Source organism: Bradyrhizobium sp. BWC-3-1, from assembly GCF_032917965.1.
Classification (GTDB): domain Bacteria; phylum Pseudomonadota; class Alphaproteobacteria; order Rhizobiales; family Xanthobacteraceae; genus Bradyrhizobium; species Bradyrhizobium canariense_D.
Map to the genome: position 1 here is coordinate 350931 of NZ_CP136625.1, position 24970 is coordinate 375900.

The following is a 24970-nucleotide window of genomic DNA, read 5'->3' on the forward strand; positions in this document are numbered from 1 at the left end:
TGATGCCGATCAGAGCGCGCCGCGCAACTGCGCATTGGCGGCGCCGAGCAGCCAGTCCGACGCGCCCGGGGGCGCGCAGGGGCGGCGCTTCAGCTCCGCATGGGCGAACAATTCGGCCAGCTTCGGCTCGTTGCCCGAGGTCAGCAGCGTTAGCCGGTTCAGCGTGCAGGCGATCCCGGCGCGCCGCGCAGGCAGGCTGTCGCCCTGGCAGGAGAATCCGGAGATCTGGAGCGCCGGCTCCTCGCTGCGCTTGAGGTAGCCGAGGCAGGCCCGCGCGCCCTCCGCCGTACCGGTCGGCTGGAATAGGGCGACGGGGCCGAATTTCGTGTCGATCAGGCCGGCTTGCTCCAGCGGGGTCGCGGTGCCCAGTCCCATCCGGACGGCCAGATCCATTGTTGCCGGACGCGTCACGTCGAATTCGCCGCCTTCCCGGTAAATCTCGAGCTCGGCCACGGTCCTGTCTGCCTCGCTGGCCCAGCGCATCACGTCCCTGCGGCCGCCTTCGGGATGCCTGAAGATCGCGTAAGAAGCTGTTTTTTCTGACGAATCCAGCCGGCTGAGGGCGAAGGCCGGAGGCGACCGGTCGGCCACGCTCCAATCGGGCTTCAGCGCCGGATCATCGTCGCGCAACTTGGGCAGCTGGCCGAGTGCGGCAAGGCCGAGGATGGCAAACAGTACCAAAATCCCCACATAGGCGAACAGGCGCGCCAGCGTGCCGACGACCTCGTCGGCGAAGGCTGCAAGCGCCAGATGGATCTGGGTGGGGTTTGCGGCCGTGCTGGCCTCGGGCGACTGCATCCACGTCCCTAAGGCATGGTCCAACGTTGTCTTGAGGCCGGTTCTCGCATAGAAGCGCTGCTCTTCCTGTTTAAGCCTCAGCTTCAGGAAAGAGCTTTTTCGTCGGAGAGTGAACGATGGGTTACAAAGTCGCAGTCGTCGGCGCGACCGGCAATGTCGGACGGGAAATGCTCAACATCCTCGACGAGCGCAAATTCCCTGCGGACGAGGTGGTGGCCCTGGCGTCACGCCGCAGCATGGGCGTCGAGGTCTCCTACGGCGACCGCACGCTGAAGGTCAAAGCGCTGGAGCATTACGACTTCTCCGACGTCGACATCTGCCTGATGTCGGCCGGCGGCGAGGTGTCGAAGGAATGGTCGCCGAAGATCGGCGCCGCCGGCACGGTCGTGATCGACAATTCCTCGGCCTGGCGCATGGATCCGGACGTGCCGTTGATCGTGCCGGAAGTGAATGCGGACGCGACTGCGGGCTTCAAGAAGAAGAACATCATCGCCAACCCGAACTGCTCGACCGCGCAGCTCGTGGTCGCGCTCAAGCCCCTGCACGACAAGGCGACGATCAAGCGCGTCGTGGTCTCGACCTATCAATCGGTGTCGGGCGCCGGCAAGGACGCGATGGACGAACTGTTCTCGCAGACCAAGGCCGTCTACACCAACCAGGAGCTGATCAATAACAAGTTTCCGGCGCGCATCGCCTTCAACGTCATCCCCCAGATCGACGTCTTCATGGAGGACGGCTACACCAAGGAAGAGTGGAAGATGATGGCGGAGACCAAGAAGATTCTTGATCCCAAGATCAAGCTCTCCGCGACCTGCGTGCGCGTGCCAGTTTTCGTCGGCCATTCCGAGGCCGTCAACATCGAGTTCGAGAACCCGATCAGCGCGGACGAAGCACGCGACATCCTGCGCAAGGCGCCGGGTTGTCTCGTCATCGACAAGCATGAGCCCGGCGGCTACGCCACGCCGTATGAAGCCGCCGGCGAGGACGCCACCTATATCAGCCGTATCCGCGAGGACGCGACGGTGGAGAACGGTCTCGTGCTGTGGTGCGTCTCGGATAATCTACGCAAGGGCGCCGCGCTCAACGCGATCCAGATCGCGGAAGTCCTGATCAACCGCAAGCTGATCAGCGCGAAGAAGAAGGCGGCGTAAGCCGTGCTGCCGTAGGGTGGGCAAAGACGCGAAGCGCCGTGCCCACCATCTCTCCACAATTGCTAGAAAAGTGGTGGGCACGCTTCGCTTTGCCCACCACAAGAGCTGCGGACCTACGCCATCTCGCGCGCGTTCCTGAATTCCTTCGCCGCCTTGTCCAGCACGAACAGTGATCCCTCCGCGACGCCGAAATAGGCGCCGTGGGTCTGCATCTGGCCGCTCTCGACCGCCTTCTGCACGAACGGGAAGGTCATCAGGTTTTCCAGGCTGCGGAACACCGCGGCCTTCTCGATGCGCTCGACGAATTGCGCCATGGTCTCGTGGTCGCGCTGCTCCACCACTTCGCCCGGCTTGATGAACATCTGCATCCATTTGCCGATGAAGTCGCCCGGCGTGAGCGGCTCGATCTTGTCGACGAAGGCGCGGATGCCGCCGCACTGGGCGTGCCCGAGCACCACGATGTGCTTCACCTTCAGCACCGTCACGGCATATTCCAGCGCCGCCGAGACGCCATGCGCGTTGCCGTCGGGCTGATACACCGGCACCAGATTGGCGATGTTGCGGACGACGAAGAGTTCGCCCGGCCCGACGTCGAAGATCACTTCGGGCGAAACGCGGCTATCACAGCAGCCGATCACCATCACTTCAGGGAACTGCCCCTTCACCGACAGCTCGCGGTAGCGGGTCTGCTCGGTCGGCAGCCGCTGGGTGGCGAAGGCCTTGTAGCCTTCCAGCAAATGCTCTGGGAATGTGGTCATGGCCTATGCCTAATCATATACCGCTGGGACGAACAAGCCTTTCGAATAGGCAGGCCAGATGCTATCGGCTTCGGTCGGAATGAGATGAGGAAACCGGAAGGAACGCTTGCATGACCCGCCCGCGCCGCAGCCATCTGTTCATGCCCGGCTCCAACTCCCGCGCGCTGGAAAAGGCGCGCAATCTCGCCGCCGACGGCCTGATCCTCGACCTGGAAGACTCCGTCGCGCCCGATGCCAAGGCAGTGGCACGCGATGGCATCGCGGCCGCGATCGCGGCCAAAGGGTTCGGCAAGCGCGAGATCCTGATCCGGACCAACGGCCTCGACACGCCCTGGTGGGCCGACGACGTCGCGATGGCGGCGAATGCCTCGCCCGACGGCATCCTGGTTCCAAAGGTTTCACGCGTGGAGGAGCTCGACACGATCGGCCGCCGTCTCGCCGAACTCGGCGCGGCGCCGACCGTAAAGGTCTGGGCCATGATCGAGACCGCGCGCGCGGTACTGCATGCCGAAGAACTCGCTGCCGCCGGGCGCGATCCAGCGCGGCGCCTGTCAGGCTTCGTGTTCGGGCCCAACGACATCTCGCGCGAGACGCGCATCAAGATGCTGCCGGGCCGCGCGGCGATGATCCCGATGATCTCCCATTGCATCCTGGCGACGCGCGCCCATGGCCTCGAAATCCTCGACGGCCCCTATAGCGACATCGCCAACTCCGATGGTTTCGCCACCGAATGCGCGCAAGGCCGCGATCTCGGTTTCGACGGCAAGACGCTGATTCACCCCTCGCAGATCGAAGCCTGCAACGCGATCTTCACCCCGCCGGAGGAGGAAGTCGCGCGCGCGCGAAAGATCATCGCCGCGTTCGAGCTGCCGGAGAACGTCTCGCGCGGCGCGATCCGTCTCGACGGCGCCATGGTGGAGCGGCTGCACGCCGACATGGCGCGGCGCACGATCGAGATCGCGGACGCGATTGCGGCGATGGGGAAGGGCTAGTTGCAGTCGAAAAGCGGGTGGCCGCCTCATGGAAGTGAAGCGCATCGTCACGAACATTGCCGCGGCCGATGTATCGCTGGCGCGCCGTTTCTATCAGGACGTCCTCGGGCTGGAGGTCGTCATGGACCAGGGGTGGATCACGACATTCGCTGCTTCATCGCAAATGCTGCCTCAACTGAGCATCGCAAGCGAAGGCGGTTCAGGCACTCCCGTGCCGGATCTTTCGATCGAGGTCGATGACCTGGATGAAGCGCTACGCAGAATGGAGCGAGCCGGCATCGCATTGGAGTACGGACCAGCGACGGAGCCGTGGCGTGCGCAGGTTTTACGTGCGCGACCCCTTCGGACGGCAGGTCAACATTCTGGCTCGCGGGTCACTTCGTAGAGAGCGGTCGCCAGTCGCTTAGCAACGAATGCTAGCTCAACGCGACGCGTGATCCGCACGATCGAGCGATTCCAGCGTCGAGGCATTCGCACAGAAGCCGTGATAGTTCTCCGCGGCGGTGCCGTCGGCCAGCTCGCGATCGCACTGGCCCTTGTGGCTGCAAAGCGCGCACACCCGCTCCATGTCGCGCAGCAGCAGCGGATGCGCGCGGCCGAGCCCTTCGGCACTGATGCCGAGCTGCTCCAGCATCTTCGGCAGCTCGTCGGCGGCGTGCTTGCCGTGACGGACCAGATCTTCCAGATCGTCAGGCGCGATCCGCAGGTCTTGCGCGATCCGGTCGAAATCGGCGCGGTCGAGCTGCCGGATCTCGTTCAGCTCGCGGCGATGCTTCAGCCAGCTTGCAAAGGACTCGATGAGGTCCTGGACAATGGGATAAGGCCTGGTTGCGGTGCTCATGCGAAGCTCCATTCGAACGGCGGAATGGGAGCGAGATTAGGCACAATGGTGCAGATGCGCGTTGAGCTGGATCAAATAGCGCGATGACGGGACCGCGGCCGCCGGTGCACCTCTCCCGCTTGCGGGAGAGGGAGCGCACCTCTTTCGCGGCAGTTAGCCGAACCGCTCCGCCGCCCACGCATACAGGCTGCCCGGGATCGGCTTCTCACCGCCGCGGCCCTTGGGCGAGATATGCAGGCCGATGATGTCGCGGTCGGTGACGAGGCCGAGATAGCTCGAGGGATCGAAGAACAGTTTTGGCTCGGCATGCACGGCGTAGAACGATTGCTTCGGCAAGGCGCAGTGCAGCTCGCCGGTGCGGCGCGCGAGCGCGGTGAGTGCCGCCGGCCCGAAGATCGCGACGCGGATGTCGGAGAGGCGGTTCGAGCCGCCGCGCAGGCGGCGCATCGCAAACGTGACGCGATGGCGCAGCGACAGCCAGTTCGGCGTCAGCTCCTCCTGCTCCATCAGCTGTTCGAAAGCGGCAACGATGCCGTGTTCAGGTGGAAGGTAAATCACGGAGTTGCCGAGCTGGCGCGGCCGCTCCCACGCGAAATAGGGCTTTGCCGGATCGATCTCGACGGGCCTGAGCAGCAGCACGTCGGCGTCGAGCCAGAGGCCGAGGTCCTTCGCCATCAGCTTCATGCGGAAGAAGTCGCTGAACTGTAGCGTGGTCCAGTCGCGCCAGCTTCCATCTGGCTGCGGCGGCCGCAATCGTTCGGAGAACGCATGCGGCAGGATCGCCTCGGCATCCGCGTTGCCGACACCGGCGGGCAGGCCGGGAATGGTGTCGAAACTGTAGACCGTGACCTTGTGGCCGGCCGCCAGCTGCGAGCGCAGACAGGTCTGGCGCAGGGCGTCCATCGGGCCATGCCAGAAGGTGACGATGTCGGGCAGCATGGGCGAAGCTATAAGCGATAATCAGAACAAAGAAAAAGCCCCGGCGCTTGTAGCACCGGGGCTTGAACAAAAACTTGAGATCAGGCCCAGGCGCGTTCGCGCTTGAGCTTGTCCTCATAGGTGTCGATCGAGGCCTTCTTCTCCATCGTCAGGCCGATGTCGTCGAGGCCGTTGATCAGGCAGTGCTTGCGGAACGGGTCGATCTCGAACTTGACCTTGCCGCCGTCGGGACCGCGGATCTCCTGGTTCGGCAGGTCGATCGTCAGCGTCGCGTTGGCGCCGCGCTCGGCGTCGTCGAACAGCTTGTCGAGGTCTTCCTGGGCCACGCGGATCGGCAGAATGCCGTTCTTGAAGCAGTTGTTGTAGAAGATGTCGCCGAACGAGGTCGAGATCACGCAGCGGATGCCGAAGTCGAGCAGCGCCCAGGGCGCGTGCTCGCGGCTCGAGCCGCAGCCGAAATTGTCGCCGGCAACCAGCACCTTCGCATTGCGATAGGCGGGCTGGTTGAGGACGAAATCCGGATTCTCGCTGCCGTCGTCCTTGTAGCGCTGCTCGGAGAAGAGCCCCTTGCCAAGGCCGGTGCGCTTGATGGTCTTGAGGTACTGCTTCGGAATGATCATGTCGGTGTCGACATTGATGATCTTTAGCGGCGCCGCGACGCCTTCCAGCGTGGTGAACTTGTCCATGGTTGCGCTTTCCCGGGGTGGTCTAGGGAACCGGTATTTATCGCGATCGAGGCCGAAATCCTAGGCCGAATTCGGCAGATCTCGTCTGCCTAACCGGGCCTCTCTGCTCACCCTGGCTCTTGAGCCTCGATCGCGGCCATATCGTCGTCCGACAGGCCGAAATGATGGCCGATCTCGTGGATCAGGACGTGGCGGACGATATGGCCGAGGCTTTCGTCGTGCTCGGCCCAATAGTCCAGGATTGGCCGGCGGTAGAGCCAGACCATGTTGGGCAGCCGCGCCACGTCAGCAAAACTCTGCTGCGGCAGGCCGACGCCCTGGAACAGGCCGAGCAGGTCGAACTCGCTCTCGCATGCCATCTCGTCCAGGACTTCCTCGGTGGGGAAGTCGTCGACGCGGATGATCACGCCCTCGCACAGCCTACGAAACTCCGCCGGCAGGCGTTCGAACACTTCATGCGCCATCGCTTCCATCTCGGCCAGCGAGGGCGCTTTCAATTCCGTCCACATGGGCTTCTCATAGCGTGGGTTTCGCGGCGATGCATCCGGCTTTATAAGCGCGGCGAGGTTGACGAGCGCCGTCAAAACGGGGAGCGTAGGCCTCGAAGTGGACGTTCAGGTGGGCAGAAAAATGCGAGCGAAAACAGCGCTGACGCTACTGTGCATGGGGTTGTTTTCGCAGTTTTGCGTTGGCGCGGAGGCCCAGACCGCGGCTCCCGGGATCAGGCTCGCCCAAGCGGCCTCACGAGACGATCTGCCGCCGCCGCGCAAGCGGCCCCCGGCGCGCCTGCGCGTCACGCCCTATTACAGTCCGGATGGCGTCTATCCCCGTTACAATCCCGGTCCCGATGCGGTCCGCGAGTGCAACGCCACCTATGTGCAGGAATATCGCCCCAGCGGCACGGTGATCGTGCCGCATATGAGCTGCTACTGGCGCCGGGGTTGATACGAGCGCGATGCCGTCGCGCGCCTGAGGCGGAGGTCTTCATGACGAGGTGGTTCGCAGTGGCGGTTGCCGTCGGGCTTGCCGCAGGCCTGCCTCACGCGTCCGCTGCGCACAGGGTGACGAAGCTGCCCGACGCGTCGGCCGGGCGCGCGGTGTTCGACGGGCGCCGACATGTGCGGTCCGTCGTGCGATACGCCCCCCGTCCCGATCCGCATTACTACGCGCGGCCTGTCTACTACCGCCCTTTTCCCTACGGCGTGCCCGCACCCTTCGTGCTCGGCTTCGGCCCGTGGTGGTGACCTCGCGGCGCGATGCCGGGCCCGTCGTTCATTCATGAGGCATTCACGTCGCTGTCCCTAATTTAATCTTGGGAGCGACTGCCAATGAACAGGGATGACGCGCGCCGGGAGCGAGCGTCGCAACTCCGCTGTCCAGATTCAGGGAGAAGTCCATGCTGAGAATATTGGGTCTCAGGGCAAGCCCGATGCGCTTGTTCGGGATTGCGGCTGCCGCGACGCTGATGCTGTCGGCCGGGACCACGCGTCCTGCCGAGGCGATGTCTCCAATCAATCCGACGGCGGTGCCGGCGGCGAAGGCCGCAAGTGACGACATGATCCAGGTTCGCCACGGCGGCGGCGGTGGTGGTGGACATGGCGGCGGCTTTCATGGCGGCGGCGGTTTCCACGGTGGAGGCGGCTTCCACGGTGGCGGAGGACATATCGGTGGCTTCCGCGGCGGTGGTTTCCACGCGGGTGGCTTCCGCGCCGCGCCCGCCTTTCATGGCGGCGGCTATCGCTACGGCGGAGTTCGCCACTATGGCGGAGGCGGATTCCATCGCTACGGCATCTATCGCCCCGCCTATTACGGCCATCGCCATTTCCACCGGCGCTACTATGGCGGCTACTATCCCTATTACAGCCATCCGCGCCGCTGCCGGGTCATCTGGACCTATTACGGCCCGCGCCGCGTCTGCCGCTGGCATCGCTGGCACCATCCGTATCGCTATTGGTAAGCACGACCGAAATGAAAAGGGCGCCTCGACGGCGCCCTTGTTCATCCGGTGGCCTAAAGCCAATCCTTCAGTTTCCACGTCGCCGACGTCCAGCGCGTGAGGTTCTCCAGCTTCCATTGCTTGAACATCGCCGGCGGCCAGCGGCTGAGCTTGTTCGAGGCCTCCTCGACCTCGGGCTTGGCGACCATGCGCAGCGGTGCCGCGCGCCGCCGGTGCTGGGGCGTCGCCGCGCTGATCAGATCGACATATTCAGGCTTGCTGGCCATGAGCTGGTGTCCTCGCGAAACGCTCGCGAGGACACAGTGTCGGCGCTGCCGATTAACGGCGGTTTGCCGCAATCACTCAAATTGCAGGGAGCAGCTTACCGCCACTCCCTGATGTCGACGAAGTGACCCGCGATCGCAGCGGCTGCGGCCATCGCCGGCGACACCAGATGGGTGCGGCCCTTGAAGCCCTGGCGGCCCTCGAAGTTGCGGTTCGAGGTCGAGGCGCAGCGCTCTTCCGGAGCCAGCTTGTCGGGGTTCATCGCGAGGCACATCGAGCAACCGGGCTCGCGCCATTCGAAGCCGGCCTTGATGAAGATCTTGTCCAGACCTTCAGCCTCGGCCTGCTCCTTCACGAGGCCGGAGCCCGGCACGACCATGGCGTTGACGCCGCCTGCGACCTGCTTGCCTTCCGCGATCTTGGCGGCGGCGCGCAGATCCTCGATCCGGCCGTTGGTGCAGGAGCCGATGAAGATGCGGTCGAGCTTGATGTCGGTGATCTTCGTCCCCGCGGTCAGGCCCATGTATTTCAGCGCGCGGTGCTTCGACAGGCGCTTGGCCTCGTCCGCGATCTTGTCGGGATCGGGCACGCTGCCGGTGACCGAGATCACGTCTTCAGGGCTCGTGCCCCAGGTCACGATCGGCGGCAGCTTCGCGGCATCGAGCCGCAGCTCGTGGTCGAAATGCGCGCCCTCGTCCGAGCGCAGCTTCTCCCAGTAGCGCATCGCCGCGTCCCAGTCGGCGCCCTTCGGCGCCTTCGGACGACCGCGCAGGAAGTCGAACGCCTTCTGGTCCGGCGCGACCAGTCCGGCGCGCGCACCGCCTTCGATCGACATGTTGCAGACCGTCATGCGGCCTTCCATGCTGAGCGCACGGATCGCGTCGCCGGCGTATTCGAGCACGTAGCCGGTGCCGCCCGCGGTGCCGATCTCGCCGATGATGGCGAGGATGATGTCCTTGCCCGTCACGCCATCCGGCAATTTGCCGTCGACAGTGACGCGCATGTTCTTCGCCTTCTTCTGGATCAGCGTCTGCGTCGCCAGCACATGTTCGACTTCGGACGTGCCGATGCCGTGCGCGAGCGCGCCGAACGCACCATGCGTCGAGGTGTGGCTGTCACCGCAGACGATGGTGGTGCCGGGCAGCGTAAAGCCCTGCTCGGGGCCGATGACATGGACGACGCCCTGACGCTTGTCGAACTCGTCGTAATATTCGATGCCGAATTCCCGGGCGTTGTCGGCCAGTGCCTTGATCTGCTCGATGCTTTCAGGGTCGGGGTTCGGCTTGGTGCGGTCGGTGGTCGGCACGTTGTGGTCGACGACGGCCAGCGTCTTCTCCGGCGCGCGCACCTTGCGTCCGGTGGCGCGCAAGCCTTCGAACGCCTGCGGTGAAGTGACCTCGTGCACCAGATGGCGATCGATATAGAGCAGGCAGGTGCCGTCCTCGGCTTCGTGCACCAGATGGTCGTTCCAGATCTTGTCGTACAATGTGATCGGCTTGGACATGAGCGTCAGCTCCAGGAATGTTGTGTAGAGCGGGTTGCGCGGATAGCGCGCGGGCAACAAAATCGTCAGCGCAGCTTTTAGGCTGCGCGCGTAAGCTCTGACGTTGCCGAGGTCGCGAAGCGTCCGAAGAACCGGCCAGGCAGCCGCGAGCGATCGTCGATGACGACGCGCTTGACAGGCGAGAGGCTGGTCAAATCTGGAAACATTCCAAGAATATATAGCAGGCCGACCGGAATCGCGAGGGCTTTGACGCGCACGGCTGACGCAACAAAAAAGCGCGGGGTTGGCCCCGCGCTTTTGGAAACTCGCCTGTAAGCGGAGCTTACTCGTTGACGGCAGCCGGACGGTCCTGCTTCTTCTCGACGATGCGGGCCGACTTGCCGCGAAGGTTGCGGAGATAATAGAGCTTGGCGCGACGCACCTTGCCGCGGCGCACCACCTTGATCGAGTCGATCATCGGCGACATCACCGGGAACACGCGCTCCACGCCTTCGCCGTACGAAATCTTGCGCACCGTGAAGCTCTCGTTGAGACCGCCGCCGGAACGGCCGATGCAAACGCCTTCATAGGCCTGCACGCGGGTGCGGTCGCCTTCGACGACCTTCACGTTGACGATCACGGTATCGCCGGGGCCGAATTCCGGAATCTCCTTGTTGGCGGAGAGCTTGTCGAATTGCTCTTTTTCGAGCTGTTGGATCAGGTTCATGGGTAAATCTCCATCGGCGCGCCCAGCCTTGGAAAACGGGGGCTGCGCGAAATTCGTTTATCCAGCCATTGCGGATGTGGCCGCTGCTATAAGGCAAGCCGGAGCGTTTGTCACCCGTCTGTCTTGTTTTTTGGCGTTTTTTGGCGTCCGCCCCGATTCGGGACTTTGCTCGGGATCCGGGCCCACAAATCCGGTCGCCGGGCCGCGGTCAGGGCCTCGGATTCCTCCCGCCGCCAGCTGGCGACCTTGGCATGGTCACCGGAGGTCAGGATCTCCGGAATCGGGGTTCCCTCGAACCGCTGCGGCCGGGTGTATTGGGGGTATTCGAGCAGGCCGTCCGAGAAGCTTTCCTCGGTTCCCGAGGCCTCCTTGCCCATCACGCCCGGAAGCAACCGAACACAGGCGTCGATCAGGGCCAAGGCCGCGATTTCGCCGCCGGAGAGGACGTAATCCCCAATCGAGACCTCCTCCAGGCCCCGCCCGTCGATCACGCGCTGGTCCACCCCCTCGAACCGCCCGCAGACGATCAGAGGACCCGGGCCCTTGGCGAGTTCGAGAACCCGGGCCTGGGTCAATGGCCGACCCCTCGGGCTCATCAGCAGTTTCGGCCGGTCCGGCCCGATCCCGGCGGCATCGATCGCGGCCGCCAGAACATCGGCCCGAAGCACCATGCCCGGTCCGCCGCCGGCCGGGGTGTCATCGACACTGCGGTGGCGGTCGGTGGCCGAGGCCCGGATGTCCCGCGCCTCCAGCTCCCAGAGCCCGCCAGCCAGCGCCCGGCCGGCCAGGCTCACGCCCAGCGGCCCCGGAAACATCTCCGGAAACAGCGTCAGCACCGTCGCGCGCCAGGGTGAGGGGTTGGTCATCGGATCTCAGTTATTGTCGTCCCGGACAAGCGGAGCGCAGATCCGGGACCCAGAACCACCGCACTTCGTTTTGCGACGGCTGGAGCGATCAGCTTAGCTAAAAATTCTGGCGGCGGTTATGGGTCCCGGCCTTCGCCGGGACGACCCGGGGAGGGATCCTCGCCCGCGATCTCCTCCGGCAGCGCGATCACGACGCGGCCGCCGGCGATGTCGACCTCCGGCACCACCGCGTCCGTGAACGGCAGCAGCAGTGTGGCTCCTGTGGGCGGCGCAATCTCGATGATGTTACCGGCGCCGAAATTGTGGATCGCGAGCACGCGGCCGAGCGCATCGCCGGCCATGGTGACGGCGGCGAGCCCGATCAGATCGGTGTGGTAATATTCGCCCTCGTCCGTCGCGGGCAGCTTTTCGCGCGCGACGTAGAGCTCGATGCCGTTGAGGCGCTCGGCCTCATCGCGAGTCGTGACGCCCTTGAACGTTGCAACCAGATGATCCTTGGCCGCGCGCGCCGTTGCGACCTCGAACTGGCGCTTGCCGTCCTTGGACGAAAGCAGACCGTAGCTCCGCACGGCAAACGGATCTTCCGTGAAGGTCCACAGTTTGACCGCGCCGCGCACACCATGCGCGGCGCCGATCCGCGCGACGCAGACCAGCGCCGGCATGATCTGGCCTTAACCTTTCGCGGCGGCTTCGGCCTGCGCCTTGCGCTCCTTGCGCGGCACGGCCTTCTCGGGGTTGTTGCGCACTTCGCGCTTCTTGACGCCGGCGGCGTCGAGGAAGCGCGATACACGGTCCGACGGCTGCGCGCCCTTGGCGAGCCAGGCCTTCACCTTGTCCATGTCGAGCTTCAGCCGGGTCTCGTTGTCCTTCGGCAGCAGCGGGTTGAAATAGCCGAGACGCTCGATGAAGCGGCCATCGCGCGGAAAGCGCGAATCGGCGACGACGACGTGATAGACGGGACGCTTCTTGGTGCCAGCGCGGGCGAGACGGATAACGACGGACATCTAAGTTCTCCTTCAAAGTACGTTTTGTTCGGTTGATTGGTATTCCGCGTTGCGCGAGACCGCTGCGATCTCCCGCGACGAATTCCTCATTTCTTCTTGCCAGGGAAACCGCCGAGACCCGGCAGCATCGGCTTGCCGCTCAGCCCGGTCAGGCCCGGAACGTTCGGCAGACCCTGGCGCAGCCCGGCAGGTAGATCCTTCGGCAGGCTGGGCAGACCCTGTCCGCCGCCACCCTGCATCTTCTCCTGCAGCGCCTTCATCTCTTCCGGCGAAGGCGGCTTCATGCCGCCGCCAAAGCCCATCGCCTGCGCTATGCCCGCGAGCGGACCGCGCTTGCCGGAGCCCATGGCCTTCATCATATCGGCCATGTTCCGGTGCATCTTGAGCAGCTTGTTGACCTGCTCGACGCTCTGGCCGGAACCTGCGGCGATGCGCTTCTTGCGGCTGGCCTTGAGCAAATCGGGATGACGGCGCTCGTCGCGCGTCATCGAATCAATCACCGCGACCTGGCGCTTCAAAATCTTGTCGTCGATGCCGGCGGCCGCGATCTGGTTCTTCATCTTGGCGATGCCGGGCATCATGCCCATCAGGCCGCTGATGCCGCCCATATTGGCCATCTGCAACAGCTGCTCGCGCATGTCGTTGAGGTCGAACTGACCCTTGCGCATGCGCTCGGCGGTGCGCGCGGCCTTTTCGGCATCGATGTTGGCGGCAGCGCGTTCGACCAGCGAGACCACGTCGCCCATGCCGAGGATGCGGCCGGCGATACGATCAGGATGGAAATCCTCCAGCGCATCGGTCTTTTCGCCGGTGCCGAGCAGCTTGATCGGCTTGCCGGTGACCGCGCGCATCGACAGCGCGGCGCCGCCGCGGCCGTCGCCGTCCACGCGCGTCAGCACGATACCGGTGAGGCCGACGCGCTCGTCGAAGGCGCGAGCGAGATTGACGGCGTCCTGGCCGGTGAGGCTGTCCGCCACCAGCAGCACTTCATGCGGATTGGCGGCGGCTTTGATCGCTGCCGCTTCCGCCATCATCTCTTCGTCGAGCGTGGTACGGCCGGCAGTGTCGAGCAGCACGACGTCGTAGCCGCCGAGCTTGCCGGCCTCGAGCGCGCGCTTCGCGATCTGCGCCGGCTGCTGGCCGGCGACGATCGGCAGCGTCGGAATGTCGAGATCGCGGCCCAGGACGGCCAGCTGCTCCATCGCCGCGGGACGGTAGATGTCGAGCGAGGCCATCAGCACCTTGCGCTTGTCGCGCTGGACCATGCGACGGGCGAGCTTCGCGGTGGTGGTGGTCTTGCCGGAGCCTTGCAGGCCGACCATCATGATCGGCACCGGCGGCACGGAATTGATGTCGATGGTCTGGCTTTCGGCGCCGAGCGTATTGATCAGCTCGTCATGGACGATCTTGACCACCATCTGGCCTGGCGTCACCGACTTGACGACGGTGGCGCCGATCGCCTGCTCGCGGACCCGCTCGGTGAAGCTGCGCACCACCTCTAACGCGACGTCGGCTTCCAGCAGTGCGCGGCGCACTTCGCGCATCGCGGCGTCGACGTCCTTTTCGGTCAGCGCACCGCGCCCCGTCAGACGATCGAGAATGCCGCCAAGCCGTTCCGACAGATTGTCGAACAATGCCGTTGTCCTTTTTCACCTCTCCCCGCAAGCGCGGGGCGAGGGAGCAGAAATCCAAACACCTTCACGCCCGAGGGCGCATCGCGCTGTCGGGCGTTGGCCTCTGGCCTCTGGGACCAGTCGGCGGGTCGAAAAGAAAGCCTTTCCGAGAAGTGCCGGGGTTAAACGCCGCTGACGCCCGAAAGTCAAGGAAAGTTAGTATGGCCGGGGCTGCTTTGGAAGGCAAAGCCTTGAAAAGATGAACTTTCCGGCGGCGGGTTCCTTTTCCGCAGACCCCGCCCATATAGCGGTGATGTCCTCCCCCTCCGACCATCTTTGAAGCCAGTTCCGTGCCGATCACCCGCCGCCGCCTTTTCGGACTGCTCGCCGGTGCCGGCGCATTGGTCGGCGTGCCCTCCCTTTGGATGTCCCGCATGAAAACCTATGACGGCCCAGTCTCAGACCATTTCGACGGCCTGAACTTCTTCGATCCGGACGGCGTGCCGCCGAAATCGCTTCGTGAGGTCCTGCGCTGGCAATTCGGCGGCAAGCGGCAGCGCGCGACCTGGCCGGATTGGGCGCCGAGCCCCCATGCCGACGCCCCGCCGGACCGCGTCGACGGCGACAAGGTGCGGCTCTCTTTCGTCGGCCACGCCAGCTGGCTGATCCAGACCGGCGGCCTCAATATTCTCGTCGATCCCGTCTGGTCGACGCGGGTCTCGCCCGTCAGCTTCGCCGGGCCGAAACGGCACAACGATCCCGGCATTGCGTTCGACAAGCTGCCGAAGATCGATGTCGTGCTGGTCTCGCACGGCCATTACGATCATCTCGACATGGCGACGCTGTCGCGGCTCGCCAAGAATTTTGCGCCGCGTGTGGTGACCCCGCTCGGCAATGACGTCACGATGCGCAGCACCGATGCGACGATCAAGGTGGAAGCGTTCGACTGGCACGATCGCGTCGAGCTCGGCGGCGGTATCGCCGTGACCCTGGTGCCGACCCGGCACTGGTCGGCGCGCGGCATGTTCGATCGCAACAAGGCGCTGTGGGCGAGTTTCGTGCTGGAGACGCCTGCGGGGAAAATCTACGTCGTCTGCGATTCCGGCTACGGCGATGGCGGGCATTTCCGCCGCGTCGCCGAGAGGCACGGGCCGCTCCGCCTGGCGATCCTCCCGATCGGCGCCTATGAGCCGCGCTGGTTCATGCGCGACCAGCACATGAACCCGGAAGACGCGGTGAAGGCGCTGGCGGATTGCGGCGCGCAGCAAGCGCTCGGGCATCACCACGGTACGTTTCAGCTGACCGATGAAGCAATAGATGCACCAGCGAAGGCACTGGTCGAGGCGCTCGACGCGGCAAAGGTTTCGCAGGAAAGATTTGTGGCGATGAAGCCGGGGCAGGTGGTGGAGATCTAGCTTCGCCGTCGCTTCGAACCCGCTGTCGTCCCGGCCTAGTGCGCAATTGCGGCCGGGACGACAATGGAGTCTGTAGCGGCAGCTGCCTCTACTGCTCTTTCGCCTTGATCGCCCAGCTCACATTCACCGTCACCGCTAGCGTTTCCTCGCCCGGCGCGACCGCGGCCTGCGGTGCGGCCATGGGAGCTGCGGCCATGCGTCCCTTGAACAGCGGCATCGGGGCGCCGCCTTCGGAGACGCTGAGCGGCGCTCCGAGCGTGACGCCGGTGGCCCTGGCGTAGATCTCCGCTTTGCGGCGGGCGTCTGCGACGGCCTTCTCGCGGGCATCGTCGAGCAGTTTCGAGGCCTGCGTAACCTCGAAGGAGATGTTGCCGATATCGTTGGCGCCGGCGCCGACCAGCGTGTCGATGATGGCGGCGACCTTGGTCACGTCGCGGATCTTCACGGTGACGCGGTTTGAGGCGCGGAAGCCGACAACGGGCGAGGCGCCGGTGGATTTGTTCTGGCCGTATTGCGGCTGCAGCGACAGCCGCGAGGTCTGGTAGTCCTTCTCGTCAATGCCTGCGCCCTTCAGCGCCAGCAGCACCTTGCCCATCGCGGCGTTGTTGGCGTCGGAGGCTTCCTTCGCAGACTTGGCGTCGTTGGCGACGCCGGCGTCGATCTGCGCCAGATCAGGCGCGGCGGAGATCGTGGCTTCGCCGCTCACCGAAATCGCGGACGGAAAATCGTCGGCGAGCGCAGGCGTTGCCAGCATCGTGGCGGCAAAGGACGCAACAAGGGAGGTCAAAAGGATGGCAGGCTTTTTCATCGGTCTCACTTCAGCGGCACGAAAACATTGATCACGAGCTTGTCCTCCGCCGTCTTCAGGGGATCGGTGAGGTATTCCTCGATGAAGGTGTCCTTGGCTTCCAGCTTCTTGTCGTCGAGGTGATTGGTGATCGCCTCATAGGTGTTGTCCATGTTGTCGTAGGAGCCGCGATGAACGAATTTCAGCGCCTTGCCCTCCGGCGATTTGCCGACGCTCATGTCCTTGGGCAGGTTCTTCGGGTCCTGATCGACCGGGATCTCGGCAAGGAAGGTGAAGCCGGTATCGTCCGTCGAGGTGTAGACGATCATCGAATTGCCGGCGTGCTTGATGCCCTGCTTGTCCAACAGCGTGTTCAGCGCCTTGAAGGCGTCAATCAGCGTGTCGAAGGCCGAGTCCCAATTGGCAGTGCCCTTGACCATCACGACCTTCTTGGGCTCGAGCGTGGTCTCCTGGCCGAAGGGATCGGCCGTCTGCACGGGAGCCGGCGTCGCGGCCGCAGCGGGCGGCGGGGCGGCGGGGCTGGGTGAGGCACTTGCGGCGGGCGAGGGCGAGGTTGCAGGGGAAGTGGCAGGGTTTGGCGAGGCGCTGGCCGCCGGCGAGGGCGTGGCCACGGGGGCAGCGCTCGCGGCCGGGGCGGGCGAAGCCGACGGGGCCGGCGAGGGGCTCGCTGATGCGGCCGGTGCCGGGCTCGGCGTTTGGGCCAGCGTGGCGGACAGACTAAACGACAAGGCCGCTGCCGGGATCAGCGCGGCCAAAACGAGACGACGAAACCTGAACATTTTTATTCTCCCCAATAGCTTATCCGCCAAGGCCTTACGTCCCCGAAGCCTTAGCCCGGCCGCATGTCCCGGATCGCGCGAATTGCGCCGTTCTAACACGCGAGCGCCGAATTCGTCCCATGACAGATGCGTCATGGCAGCGTCCTGGCTCTTGTCGGCAAATCACTGGCCAAGAGGGCCAAGGATCGCCATATAAGGCAGGCGAAATTCGGGAATTTTCATGAGCGCGCTGGCCAACCACGCATTTGCCAAGATGAACGGCATCGGCAACGAGATCGTCGTTGTCGACATGCGCGATTCCACCTCAAAGGTCACCCCGGACGATGCCCGCGCGGTGGCATCGCCGCGAGGCGGCGTGCCCTACGACCAACTCATGGTGCTGCAGAAGCCGCGCTTCGACGGCACCGAAGCGTTCATCAGCATCTACAACAGTGACGGCTCCGAGGCCGGCGCCTGCGGCAACGGCATGCGCTGCGTCGTGCGGCGCATCTTCGAAAAGACTGGCCAGAGCACGGCAACGTTCGAGACGGCCGCGGGCCTGCTCAATGCCTGGCAGGGTCCGGCGCCGGATCTTTATACGGTGGACATGGGCGCGCCGAAGTTCGGCTGGCAGGACATTCCGCTCGACCAGGAATTTCGTGACACCCGCTACATCGAATTGCAGATCGGCCCGATCGACAATCCGATCCTGCATTCGCCCTCGGTGGTCAGCATGGGCAATCCGCATGCGATCTTCTGGGTCGATGACGTCAACGCCTACGACCTCGAGCGTTTCGGTCCGCTGCTGGAGAACCATCCGATCTTCCCGGAGCGCGCCAACATCACGCTAGCCCATATCGTCGATCCCCAGCACATCACGATCCGCACCTGGGAGCGCGGCGCCGGCCTGACCAGGGCCTGCGGCTCGGCCGCATGTGCCACGGCGGTCGCGGCGGCGCGGCTGAAGCGCGCCGAGCGCAATGTCGAGATCACGCTGCCCGGCGGCAAGCTCGGGATCGAATGGCGCGAGCGCGACGATCACGTGCTGATGACGGGCACGGCGACCTTCGAATATGAAGGCCGTTTCGATCCGGCGCTGTTCGCGCCGGTCGGGTGATGAGCGTCGACATCGTCACCTTCGGATGCCGCCTCAATGCTTTCGAGGCCGAGGTGATCCGCCGCGAGGCCGAGGGCGCGGGTCTTTCAGATGCCATCGTCATCAACAGCTGCGCCGTCACCAACGAAGCGGTGGCGCAGGCGAGGCAGTCGATCCGCAAATTGAAGCGCGAGCGGCCGGGAGCGCGCATCGTCGTCACCGGTTGCGCGGCGCAGACGCAAAGCGGCATGTTCGCCGAGATGGCCGAGGTCGATCGCGTCGTCGGCAATGACGACAAGATGCGGTCGTCTGCGTGGCGCGAGGCGCGTACGGCGTTCGATCTCGGTACGAGCGAAAAAATCGCCGTCAGCGACATCATGGCGGTGAAGGAGATGGCGCCGCATCTCATCGACGGCTTTGCGAGCGGGCTGCCCCGCGTGTTCGTGCAGGTGCAAAACGGCTGCGACCATCGCTGCACCTTTTGCATCATTCCGTTCGGGCGCGGCAATTCGCGCTCGGTGCCGATGGGCGCCGTGGTCGATCAGGTCCGGGCATTGGCCGAGCGCGGCCATGCCGAGATCGTGCTGACGGGCGTCGACCTCACCAGCTACGGCACTGACCTGCCGGGCACGCCAAAACTCGGCATGCTGACGAAGCAGATCTTGCGGCATGTGCCGGAGCTGAGGCGCCTGCGCATCTCCTCTATCGATTCGATCGAGGCGGACAGCGATCTGTTGGATGCAATTGCTGAGGATTCGCGGCTGATGCCGCATCTGCACCTGTCGCTGCAGTCCGGCGACGACATGATCTTGAAGCGCATGAAGCGGCGGCATACGCGCGGCGACGCCATCGCGTTCTGCGACCAGGTCCGCCGGCTGCGCCCGGATATCGCGCTGGGGGCCGACATCATCGCGGGCTTTCCGACCGAGACCGAGGAGATGTTCTCGCGCTCGCTCGATCTGGTCGAGCAATGCGGCCTGACGTTCCTCCACGTCTTCCCCTATTCGCCGCGTCCCGGCACGCCGGCCGCGCGGATGCCACAGGTGGCGGGCGGTGCAATCAAGGAGCGTGCGAAGCGGCTGCGCTCGGCCGGTGAGACCGCGCTCCTGCAGCGGCTGCAAGCCGAGATAGGCGCCACGCGTGAGGTGCTGATCGAGAGCGACGGTCAGGGACGGACGGAGCATTATCTGCCGGTGGCGATTGCGGGCGAGCGTGTGGGCCGCATCGCGCCGCTGCGGATCGCCGGTCGTGATGGCGCGCGGCTGACGGTGTGACGGTTCCTTCCCTTCTCCCCTTGTGGGAGAAGGTGGCGCGAAGCGCCGGATGAGGGGTTGCTCCCGCGTACTCAACTCAATGTGGACTCGCGGAGAGAGACCCCTCACCCGTCTCGCCGCTGCGCGGCGAGCCACCCTCTCCCACAAGGGGAGAGGGAAAAACTACAACGCCCGCACCTGCCAGAAGCGCAGCGTCCGCCGCGCATTCTCCGGGATCATGCGCGCGTAATGGCTTTGAGCCCTTGCGATATCGGCCGGCTTCATCGCGCCGCTCGCAAAGCGGCTTTCGAGCACGGCGGCGGTGGTTTCCCAGCTGAGCTGCGCCGCCTTGCACGGCACCAGCAGGCCGTCCTCGCGCAGGCTTTGCATCAGCGGGCGGATGACTTCGACGGTCGATCCCGACAATGCGGCCAATGCGGCCACCGCTTCTTCATAACGCCGCTGCGTTGCGAAGCCGAGCAGCGTCGCTTCGCTGAGCTGGCCGGTCGCCCTAAGACCTGCGACGGCGCGCTTGGCGCCTTCGAAATCGCGGACACCCGACATCTCGCGCTCGACACCAACGGTGACTGCGGCGATCGCGCTCTGGATCTCCTCGAACAGATGCGGCGGCGCGCGCGACAACAGGCGGGTCCGCACGGCCTCGCTCGCCGAGCGCAGCAATTGACGGCGCAGGTCTGACGGCAAATCGACGCGGATGCCGACGCTGACAGCGAGCTCGGGATCAGCCTCCGCCTGTCCGACGATGACGGCAAATCCGTTGCCGGACACGCGCGCGCCGGGATTGGCGGCGAGCCGCCGGCTGACGCTGGGATAGCGCCGCGCCAGCAATGCATCGGTGACGATCTCCTTCAGCCACCAGCGTCCGGCGACCGCGAGCAGATGCGGCTCGCCCTTGGATGATGCGATCTGCACCAGCGTGCCGTCGTCGAGGCGCGCGGATTCCTGCAGCACGGGACCAGCGATGCGGATTTCGTCATTGTTGGCGAGGCGGCGAATGACCGATGGCGGCGCCTGCGCGATCGGCGCGAGCTGCGCGCTGATCTCGGCGAGCGCTACGCGCGCGCCCATGTCGGCGATGGCGCGGAGCTCGATGGTGCCGATCAGGCGATCGAGCACGTCGTCAAACAGTGCGATCTGCTCGTCGTCGAAACTGCCGGCGGAGGACAGGAACAGGTCGGTGACGCGGCGGGCTGTTGCCAGGCCCTTTTCCGCCGAGCCAGTCCGAAGCGCGGACTCGACCTCGTCGATGATCGATAACTCGGCCGTGGACATGACGCGCAGCTCGTCCTGAGCAGATTGACGGAAGCTTGTTCTAAGCAACCGCTATCATTAGAGACGAGCACTGAACGTTTCGTAAACTATAGGGAGCGCTTCGCGCTCCTCACCATGGGGGGCTGACAGCACTACTCCCCGTTCCACCCGCAGGCGCGGAGGCGCTCGTGCATGTGGGGTGGGGCCGGCGCCACCACGCGGACCGGCTCCTTGTTGCGGGAGATCGGTACCACGATCTTGCGGGAATGCAGGTGCAGCTTCGGCTCGCCGAAGCGCGGACCGTTGCCGTAAATGTTATCGCCGAAGATCGGCCAGCCGGTCGCGGACGAATGCACCCGCAATTGATGGGTCCGCCCGGTCACCGGTTCCATGGCGAGCCAGGTCAGGCCGTCGCCCCGCCCCATCACCTTCCAGTTGGTGATGGCCTTCTGGCCCTCGGGATCGGGCTTCTGCCACCAGCCGCGTTCGGCGTTCAGCCGCCCGAGCGGCATGTCGATGGTGCCTTCGTCCTCAGCGGGGCCGCCCTCGACGATGGTCCAGTAGGTCTTGCCGATCTTGCCATGCTTGAACAGCAGGCCGAGCGAGGCCGTCGCCTTGCGATGGCGGCCGAGCACCAGGCAACCGGAGGTGTCCTTGTCCAGCCGGTGGGCCAGCACGGGCGGCCGCGGCAGGCCGAAACGAAGCGCCTCAAAGGAGGTTTCCAGATTGGCACCGCCCTTGGGTCCGCGATGCACCGGCAGGCCGGCCGGCTTGTCGATGACCAGCATCAATCCGTCGCGATGGAGCACGCGCGCCAGGATTTCGTCGGCCGTCAATTCGGGAACATCGAGCAATTGCAGGACTTTCGGTCAAGACTTTCGTTTGCGAGCCGGAACGGCTAACACACCGCCACCATGAACGATACCACCCCCGAGACCCCCAAGCTGAGCTGGTGGCGCCGCCTGTCCGACGGGCTGAAGCGCACCTCGTCCTCGCTCGGGACCGCGGTCGCCGACCTCGTCACCAAGCGCAAGCTCGACCGCGCCATGCTCGACGACATCGAGGACGTGCTGCTCCGCGCCGACCTCGGCACCTCCGTCGCGGTGCGGATCGCGGATGCGGTCGGCACCGGGCGCTACGACAAGGCGATCTCGGCGGACGAGGTCAAGGACGTCGTCGCGACCGAAGTCGAGAAGGTGCTGGCGGCGGTGGCAAAACCGCTCGAGATCGACGCCGGCAAGAAGCCGTTCGTCATCCTCGTGGTCGGCGTCAACGGCTCCGGCAAGACCACCACCATCGGGAAACTCTCGCAAAAATTCGCAACCGAAGGCCGCAAGGTGATGCTGGCGGCCGGCGACACCTTTCGCGCAGCGGCGATCGAACAGCTCAAGGTCTGGGGCGAGCGCACCAGGACGCCCGTCATATCAGGCGCGCAAGGCTCGGATTCGGCGAGCCTCGCCTTCAACGCGCTGACGGCGGCGAAGGAGCAGGCCGTCGACCTGCTCCTGATCGACACCGCCGGGCGGCTTCAGAACAAGGCCGAGCTGATGAACGAGCTCGAAAAGGTCGTGCGCGTCATCCGCAAGGTGGACGCGACTGCACCGCATGCGGTGCTGCTTGTGCTGGACGCCACTGTCGGCCAGAACGCGCTGTCGCAGGTCGAGGCCTTCCATCGCACCGCAGGGGTCACCGGTCTCGTGATGACGAAGCTCGACGGCACCGCCCGCGGCGGCATTCTGGTGGCGCTCGCGGAGAAATTCAAACTGCCGGTGCATTTCATCGGCGTCGGCGAAGGCGTCGACGATCTCGCGCCGTTCACCGCGCGTGATTTCGCCCGCGCCATTGCCGGAATCGAAAGCTGAAGAATGGACAAGACCCAGCCGCATCCGCTGTTCAAGCTTGCGACCGAGCTCGGCCCGCTGCTCGTGTTCTTCTTCGTCAATGCGAAGTTCAATCTGTTCGCAGCGACCGGCGCCTTCATGGTCGCGATCGTCGCGGCGATGATCGCCTCCTATGTGGTGACGCGCCACATTCCGATCATGGCGATCGTGACGGGCGTCATCGTGCTGGTGTTCGGCACGCTGACCTTGGTGCTCCACGACGAGACCTTCATCAAGCTCAAGCCGACCATCATCTACGCTTTGTTCGCCGCGATCCTCGGCGGCGGCCTGTTGTTCGGCCGCTCCTTCATCGCCGTCATGTTCGACCAGATGTTCAATTTGACGCCGCAGGGCTGGCGCATCCTGACGCTGCGCTGGGCGCTGTTCTTCGCCGGCATGGCGGTGTTGAACGAGATCGTCTGGCGCACCCAGAGCACCGACTTCTGGGTGAACTTCAAGGTGTTCGGCGTCACGCCGATCACCATGATCTTCGCCATCGCCCAGATGCCGCTGACCAAGCGCTATCACCTCGAGCCGGCGTCGCTGGAAGCGAGCGAGGCCGAGGCGGGCGATGTGAGGAAGGGGTGACGATCTCTCAAATCGTCATTGCGAGCGAAGCGCAGCTACATACTCGACTGTCATCGCCCGGCTTGACCGGGCGATCCAGTATTCCAGAGACAGTCGTGAGGTACGGAGGAGCTGCGGCGTACTGGATGCCCCGGTCAAGCCGGGGCATGACAGCGGTGTTTGGGGTCGGGTCCTTCTCACACTGACGACAGAGCTAGCTCCCCGCCGCCTTCAACGCCTTCTCCATCTGCGGCAACAGCACCGTCCGCAAATTCTCCGGCGTGATCGGTCCCACCAGCTTGTAGACGATGGTGCCTTCGCGACCGACGACAAAGGTCTCCGGCACGCCATAGACGCCCCATTCGATCGAGGCGCGGCCGTTGGCATCGACGCCGACGTGGCCGAACGGGTTGCCGTAGCGCCCCAGGAAGCGCCGCGCATTGTCGGCGGCATCCTTGTAGTTGATGCCGACGAGCTGGAAGCGTTTGTCTTTTGCCAATTCGGTCAGGAGCGGCGCCTCGTCGTGGCACGGCACGCACCAGGACGCCCAGACATTGACGAGGCTGACCTTGCCCTTGAACGCAGCGGGATCAAGGCCGGGGATCTGCACATTGTCAGCCTGCAATCCCTCGAGCGGCGGCAGCGTGGTCTGCGGCGCGGGGCGTCCGATCAGCGCAGACGGAATTCGCGAGGGATCGCCGCTGCCGAGCCGGAACCAGAACAGCAGCGCCAAGCCGATGAAGGCGATCAGCGGCAGCACCATCAGGAAGGTGCGGCGCTGCGGCGGAGCGGACGTCGATTGCTCGCTCATGATTGATCTCTCATGCTCGATCTCTCATGGCCGATCCGTCGCGCTACGGCCGGAGCGGCGGGTCACGCCGCTGCGCTCGAGCTCGCGCAGGCGCTGTGTCTGGCTACGATGATCGAGCACGATCCAGCAGATCAGGATCACGACCACAAGGGCGGCCGCGGCATAGGATGTCACGATGAAAGACGCATAGGGACCGAGCGACATGATCATGCAGCCCCAGCTTCTTTTGACGTGCTGGCTTCACGCGAGCCGGTGCCGACTTCTGCAAACGCCACACGGCTCGCCTGCATCATCTGCAGGGACCGCACGCGCCGACGCAAAATCTCGTTGCGCATCGCCGCGATATGCAGCGTGACGAACAGCAGGGTGAACGCGACCGCCATCACCAGCAGCGGAATCAAAAAGGATTTGTCGAGCGACGAGCCGCCCATCCGCATCACCGAGGCCGGCTGGTGCAGCGTGTTCCACCAATCGACCGAGAACTTGATGATCGGCAGGTTGAGCGCGCCGACCAGCGTCAGCACGGCGGCGGCGCGCGCCGCGCGGGAGGGCTCGTCGACCGCGCGCCACAGCGCCATCACGCCGAGATACATCAGGAACAGGATCAGCACCGAGGTCAGCCGCGCGTCCCATTCCCAATAGGTGCCCCACATCGGCCGGCCCCACAGCGAGCCCGTGAGCAGCGCAAGGAAGGTGAAGCTGGCGCCGATCGGGGCGGCCGCTTTGGCGGCGACGTCGGCAAGCGGATGCCGCCACACCAGCGTGCCGAGCGAGGCAATGCTCATCACGCCCCATACGAACATCGACAGCCAGGCATTAGGCACGTGGATGAACATGATCTTTACCGTCGCGCCCTGCTGATAGTCGTCGGGTGCGGTGGCAGACTGATAGAGCCCGATCGCGAGCAGGATGATGGTCGCGGCCGCAAGCCATGGCAGCAGCCGCGCCGTCAGCGCGAGGAACCGTGTGGGGTTGGCGAGGTCGATCAGCGTCATGGTATCCTGATAATCACCGGTAAGCGCTCACGCAAT

30 protein-coding genes and 1 pseudogene are annotated in these 24970 nt (G+C 64.9%); 11 read left to right on the forward strand and 20 right to left on the reverse strand.

The features are described from left to right. Positions 1 to 9: 9 nt before the first annotated feature. Positions 10 to 798 carry a hypothetical protein gene (locus RX329_RS01670; protein ID WP_085357592.1) on the reverse strand — a complete coding sequence of 263 codons (789 nt, stop codon included), beginning with the start codon at positions 796 to 798 and terminating at the stop codon, positions 10 to 12. 116 nt (positions 799 to 914) lie between these two features. On the opposite strand from RX329_RS01670, the gene RX329_RS01675 reads away from it, so the two are divergent. Beyond that, positions 915 to 1949, forward strand: a complete 1035-nt coding sequence (locus tag RX329_RS01675; RefSeq protein WP_018459790.1) for an aspartate-semialdehyde dehydrogenase — start codon at positions 915 to 917, stop codon at positions 1947 to 1949. A gap of 113 nt (positions 1950 to 2062) precedes the next feature. Here RX329_RS01675 and RX329_RS01680 read toward each other — a convergent pair whose 3' ends face one another. After that, a complete protein-coding gene (locus RX329_RS01680) occupies positions 2063 to 2707 on the reverse strand; it encodes a carbonic anhydrase (RefSeq protein WP_018459791.1) in 645 nt (214 codons plus the stop codon). Between the two features lie 110 nt (positions 2708 to 2817). Between RX329_RS01680 and RX329_RS01685 the strand changes: the two genes are divergently transcribed. Both RX329_RS01685 and RX329_RS01690 read left to right on the forward strand, forming a co-directional pair. Further along, positions 2818 to 3699: an HpcH/HpaI aldolase/citrate lyase family protein gene (locus RX329_RS01685; protein WP_085357590.1), complete on the forward strand. Its 882-nt coding sequence runs from the start codon at positions 2818 to 2820 to the stop codon at positions 3697 to 3699. A gap of 28 nt (positions 3700 to 3727) precedes the next feature. Beyond that, positions 3728 to 4106, forward strand: a pseudogene (locus RX329_RS01690) (VOC family protein). A gap of 14 nt (positions 4107 to 4120) precedes the next feature. Here RX329_RS01690 and RX329_RS01695 read toward each other — a convergent pair. The 4 genes from RX329_RS01695 to RX329_RS01710 form a co-directional block, all read right to left on the reverse strand. Continuing rightward, complete coding sequence (locus RX329_RS01695; protein WP_085357612.1) at positions 4121 to 4540, reverse strand: hypothetical protein; 420 nt, start codon at positions 4538 to 4540, stop codon at positions 4121 to 4123. A gap of 153 nt (positions 4541 to 4693) precedes the next feature. Further along, on the reverse strand, positions 4694 to 5479 hold the full coding sequence (locus tag RX329_RS01700; RefSeq protein ID WP_085357588.1) for a hypothetical protein: 786 nt from the start codon (positions 5477 to 5479) through the stop codon (positions 4694 to 4696). A gap of 80 nt (positions 5480 to 5559) precedes the next feature. Beyond that, the gene (gene leuD / locus RX329_RS01705) at positions 5560 to 6165 is read right to left on the reverse strand and encodes a 3-isopropylmalate dehydratase small subunit (RefSeq protein WP_018459795.1); all 606 of its coding nucleotides are present in this window, start codon (positions 6163 to 6165) and stop codon (positions 5560 to 5562) included. A 107-nt stretch (positions 6166 to 6272) separates the two neighbouring features. Beyond that, positions 6273 to 6674, reverse strand: coding sequence for a metallopeptidase family protein (locus tag RX329_RS01710; protein WP_085357586.1), 402 nt, complete (start codon positions 6672 to 6674; stop codon positions 6273 to 6275). A gap of 154 nt (positions 6675 to 6828) precedes the next feature. Here RX329_RS01710 and RX329_RS01715 point away from each other — a divergent pair, with 154 nt between their 5' ends. The 3 genes from RX329_RS01715 to RX329_RS01725 all read left to right on the forward strand — a co-directional run bounded on the left by RX329_RS01715 (position 6829) and on the right by RX329_RS01725 (position 8122). Next, positions 6829 to 7110, forward strand: a complete 282-nt coding sequence (locus tag RX329_RS01715; protein ID WP_035973483.1) for a hypothetical protein — start codon at positions 6829 to 6831, stop codon at positions 7108 to 7110. A 41-nt stretch (positions 7111 to 7151) separates the two neighbouring features. Continuing rightward, positions 7152 to 7409: a hypothetical protein gene (locus RX329_RS01720; protein ID WP_085357584.1), complete on the forward strand. Its 258-nt coding sequence runs from the start codon at positions 7152 to 7154 to the stop codon at positions 7407 to 7409. A gap of 152 nt (positions 7410 to 7561) precedes the next feature. Continuing rightward, positions 7562 to 8122, forward strand: coding sequence for a hypothetical protein (locus RX329_RS01725; RefSeq protein WP_085357582.1), 561 nt, complete (start codon positions 7562 to 7564; stop codon positions 8120 to 8122). Positions 8123 to 8175: 53 nt separating this feature from the next. On the opposite strand, the gene RX329_RS01730 is transcribed toward RX329_RS01725, so the two are convergent. The 7 genes from RX329_RS01730 to ffh form a co-directional block, all read right to left on the reverse strand. Then, entirely contained in the window at positions 8176 to 8388 is a 213-nt protein-coding gene (locus RX329_RS01730; protein WP_085357580.1) for a hypothetical protein, read from the reverse strand. Between the two features lie 95 nt (positions 8389 to 8483). Continuing rightward, entirely contained in the window at positions 8484 to 9890 is a 1407-nt protein-coding gene (gene leuC, locus RX329_RS01735) for a 3-isopropylmalate dehydratase large subunit (protein WP_085357610.1), read from the reverse strand. A 322-nt stretch (positions 9891 to 10212) separates the two neighbouring features. Then, entirely contained in the window at positions 10213 to 10596 is a 384-nt protein-coding gene (rplS, locus tag RX329_RS01740; protein WP_018459803.1) for a 50S ribosomal protein L19, read from the reverse strand. 110 nt (positions 10597 to 10706) lie between these two features. Further along, entirely contained in the window at positions 10707 to 11462 is a 756-nt protein-coding gene (gene trmD / locus RX329_RS01745) for a tRNA (guanosine(37)-N1)-methyltransferase TrmD (protein WP_018459804.1), read from the reverse strand. Positions 11463 to 11578: 116 nt separating this feature from the next. Further along, positions 11579 to 12124: a ribosome maturation factor RimM gene (gene rimM / locus RX329_RS01750; protein ID WP_085357578.1), complete on the reverse strand. Its 546-nt coding sequence runs from the start codon at positions 12122 to 12124 to the stop codon at positions 11579 to 11581. Positions 12125 to 12133: 9 nt separating this feature from the next. Continuing rightward, entirely contained in the window at positions 12134 to 12466 is a 333-nt protein-coding gene (gene rpsP, locus RX329_RS01755) for a 30S ribosomal protein S16 (RefSeq protein ID WP_007598827.1), read from the reverse strand. Positions 12467 to 12552: 86 nt separating this feature from the next. Continuing rightward, positions 12553 to 14100 (reverse strand): signal recognition particle protein, encoded by a 1548-nt coding sequence (ffh, locus tag RX329_RS01760; RefSeq protein WP_018459806.1) that lies wholly within the window; start codon positions 14098 to 14100, stop codon positions 12553 to 12555. Positions 14101 to 14429: 329 nt separating this feature from the next. Between ffh and RX329_RS01765 the strand changes: the two genes are divergently transcribed. Then, the gene (locus RX329_RS01765; protein ID WP_085383555.1) at positions 14430 to 15494 is read left to right on the forward strand and encodes an MBL fold metallo-hydrolase; all 1065 of its coding nucleotides are present in this window, start codon (positions 14430 to 14432) and stop codon (positions 15492 to 15494) included. A gap of 88 nt (positions 15495 to 15582) precedes the next feature. Here RX329_RS01765 and RX329_RS01770 read toward each other — a convergent pair whose 3' ends face one another. Both RX329_RS01770 and RX329_RS01775 read right to left on the reverse strand, forming a co-directional pair. Further along, positions 15583 to 16302: an SIMPL domain-containing protein gene (locus RX329_RS01770; protein WP_085383554.1), complete on the reverse strand. Its 720-nt coding sequence runs from the start codon at positions 16300 to 16302 to the stop codon at positions 15583 to 15585. A 5-nt stretch (positions 16303 to 16307) separates the two neighbouring features. Beyond that, positions 16308 to 17081: a GyrI-like domain-containing protein gene (locus RX329_RS01775; RefSeq protein ID WP_085394261.1), complete on the reverse strand. Its 774-nt coding sequence runs from the start codon at positions 17079 to 17081 to the stop codon at positions 16308 to 16310. A 220-nt stretch (positions 17082 to 17301) separates the two neighbouring features. Here RX329_RS01775 and dapF point away from each other — a divergent pair, with 220 nt between their 5' ends. Continuing rightward, a complete protein-coding gene (gene dapF, locus RX329_RS01780) occupies positions 17302 to 18177 on the forward strand; it encodes a diaminopimelate epimerase (protein WP_085348226.1) in 876 nt (291 codons plus the stop codon). Further along, positions 18177 to 19430, forward strand: coding sequence for a tRNA (N(6)-L-threonylcarbamoyladenosine(37)-C(2))-methylthiotransferase MtaB (mtaB, locus tag RX329_RS01785; RefSeq protein WP_085348227.1), 1254 nt, complete (start codon positions 18177 to 18179; stop codon positions 19428 to 19430). The genes dapF and mtaB overlap by 1 nt, the downstream gene beginning before the upstream one ends. Positions 19431 to 19592: 162 nt before the next feature. On the opposite strand, the gene RX329_RS01790 is transcribed toward mtaB, so the two are convergent. Further along, positions 19593 to 20702 carry a DUF2336 domain-containing protein gene (locus RX329_RS01790; protein ID WP_085357208.1) on the reverse strand — a complete coding sequence of 370 codons (1110 nt, stop codon included), beginning with the start codon at positions 20700 to 20702 and terminating at the stop codon, positions 19593 to 19595. 131 nt (positions 20703 to 20833) lie between these two features. Continuing rightward, positions 20834 to 21535: an RluA family pseudouridine synthase gene (locus tag RX329_RS01795; protein WP_085383157.1), complete on the reverse strand. Its 702-nt coding sequence runs from the start codon at positions 21533 to 21535 to the stop codon at positions 20834 to 20836. A 60-nt stretch (positions 21536 to 21595) separates the two neighbouring features. Here RX329_RS01795 and ftsY point away from each other — a divergent pair, with 60 nt between their 5' ends. Next, on the forward strand, positions 21596 to 22543 hold the full coding sequence (ftsY, locus tag RX329_RS01800; protein WP_085357209.1) for a signal recognition particle-docking protein FtsY: 948 nt from the start codon (positions 21596 to 21598) through the stop codon (positions 22541 to 22543). A 3-nt stretch (positions 22544 to 22546) separates the two neighbouring features. Continuing rightward, the gene (locus RX329_RS01805; protein ID WP_007598838.1) at positions 22547 to 23149 is read left to right on the forward strand and encodes a septation protein A; all 603 of its coding nucleotides are present in this window, start codon (positions 22547 to 22549) and stop codon (positions 23147 to 23149) included. A gap of 193 nt (positions 23150 to 23342) precedes the next feature. Here RX329_RS01805 and RX329_RS01810 read toward each other — a convergent pair whose 3' ends face one another. The 3 genes from RX329_RS01810 to RX329_RS01820 are packed head-to-tail and all read right to left on the reverse strand — an operon-like array spanning position 23343 to position 24934. Then, positions 23343 to 23939, reverse strand: coding sequence for a DsbE family thiol:disulfide interchange protein (locus tag RX329_RS01810; protein ID WP_085348230.1), 597 nt, complete (start codon positions 23937 to 23939; stop codon positions 23343 to 23345). 24 nt (positions 23940 to 23963) lie between these two features. Then, positions 23964 to 24149 carry a heme exporter protein CcmD gene (ccmD, locus tag RX329_RS01815; RefSeq protein ID WP_085383156.1) on the reverse strand — a complete coding sequence of 62 codons (186 nt, stop codon included), beginning with the start codon at positions 24147 to 24149 and terminating at the stop codon, positions 23964 to 23966. Continuing rightward, entirely contained in the window at positions 24146 to 24934 is a 789-nt protein-coding gene (locus RX329_RS01820; RefSeq protein ID WP_085348231.1) for a heme ABC transporter permease, read from the reverse strand. The genes ccmD and RX329_RS01820 overlap by 4 nt, the downstream gene beginning before the upstream one ends. Positions 24935 to 24970 lie beyond the last annotated feature (36 nt).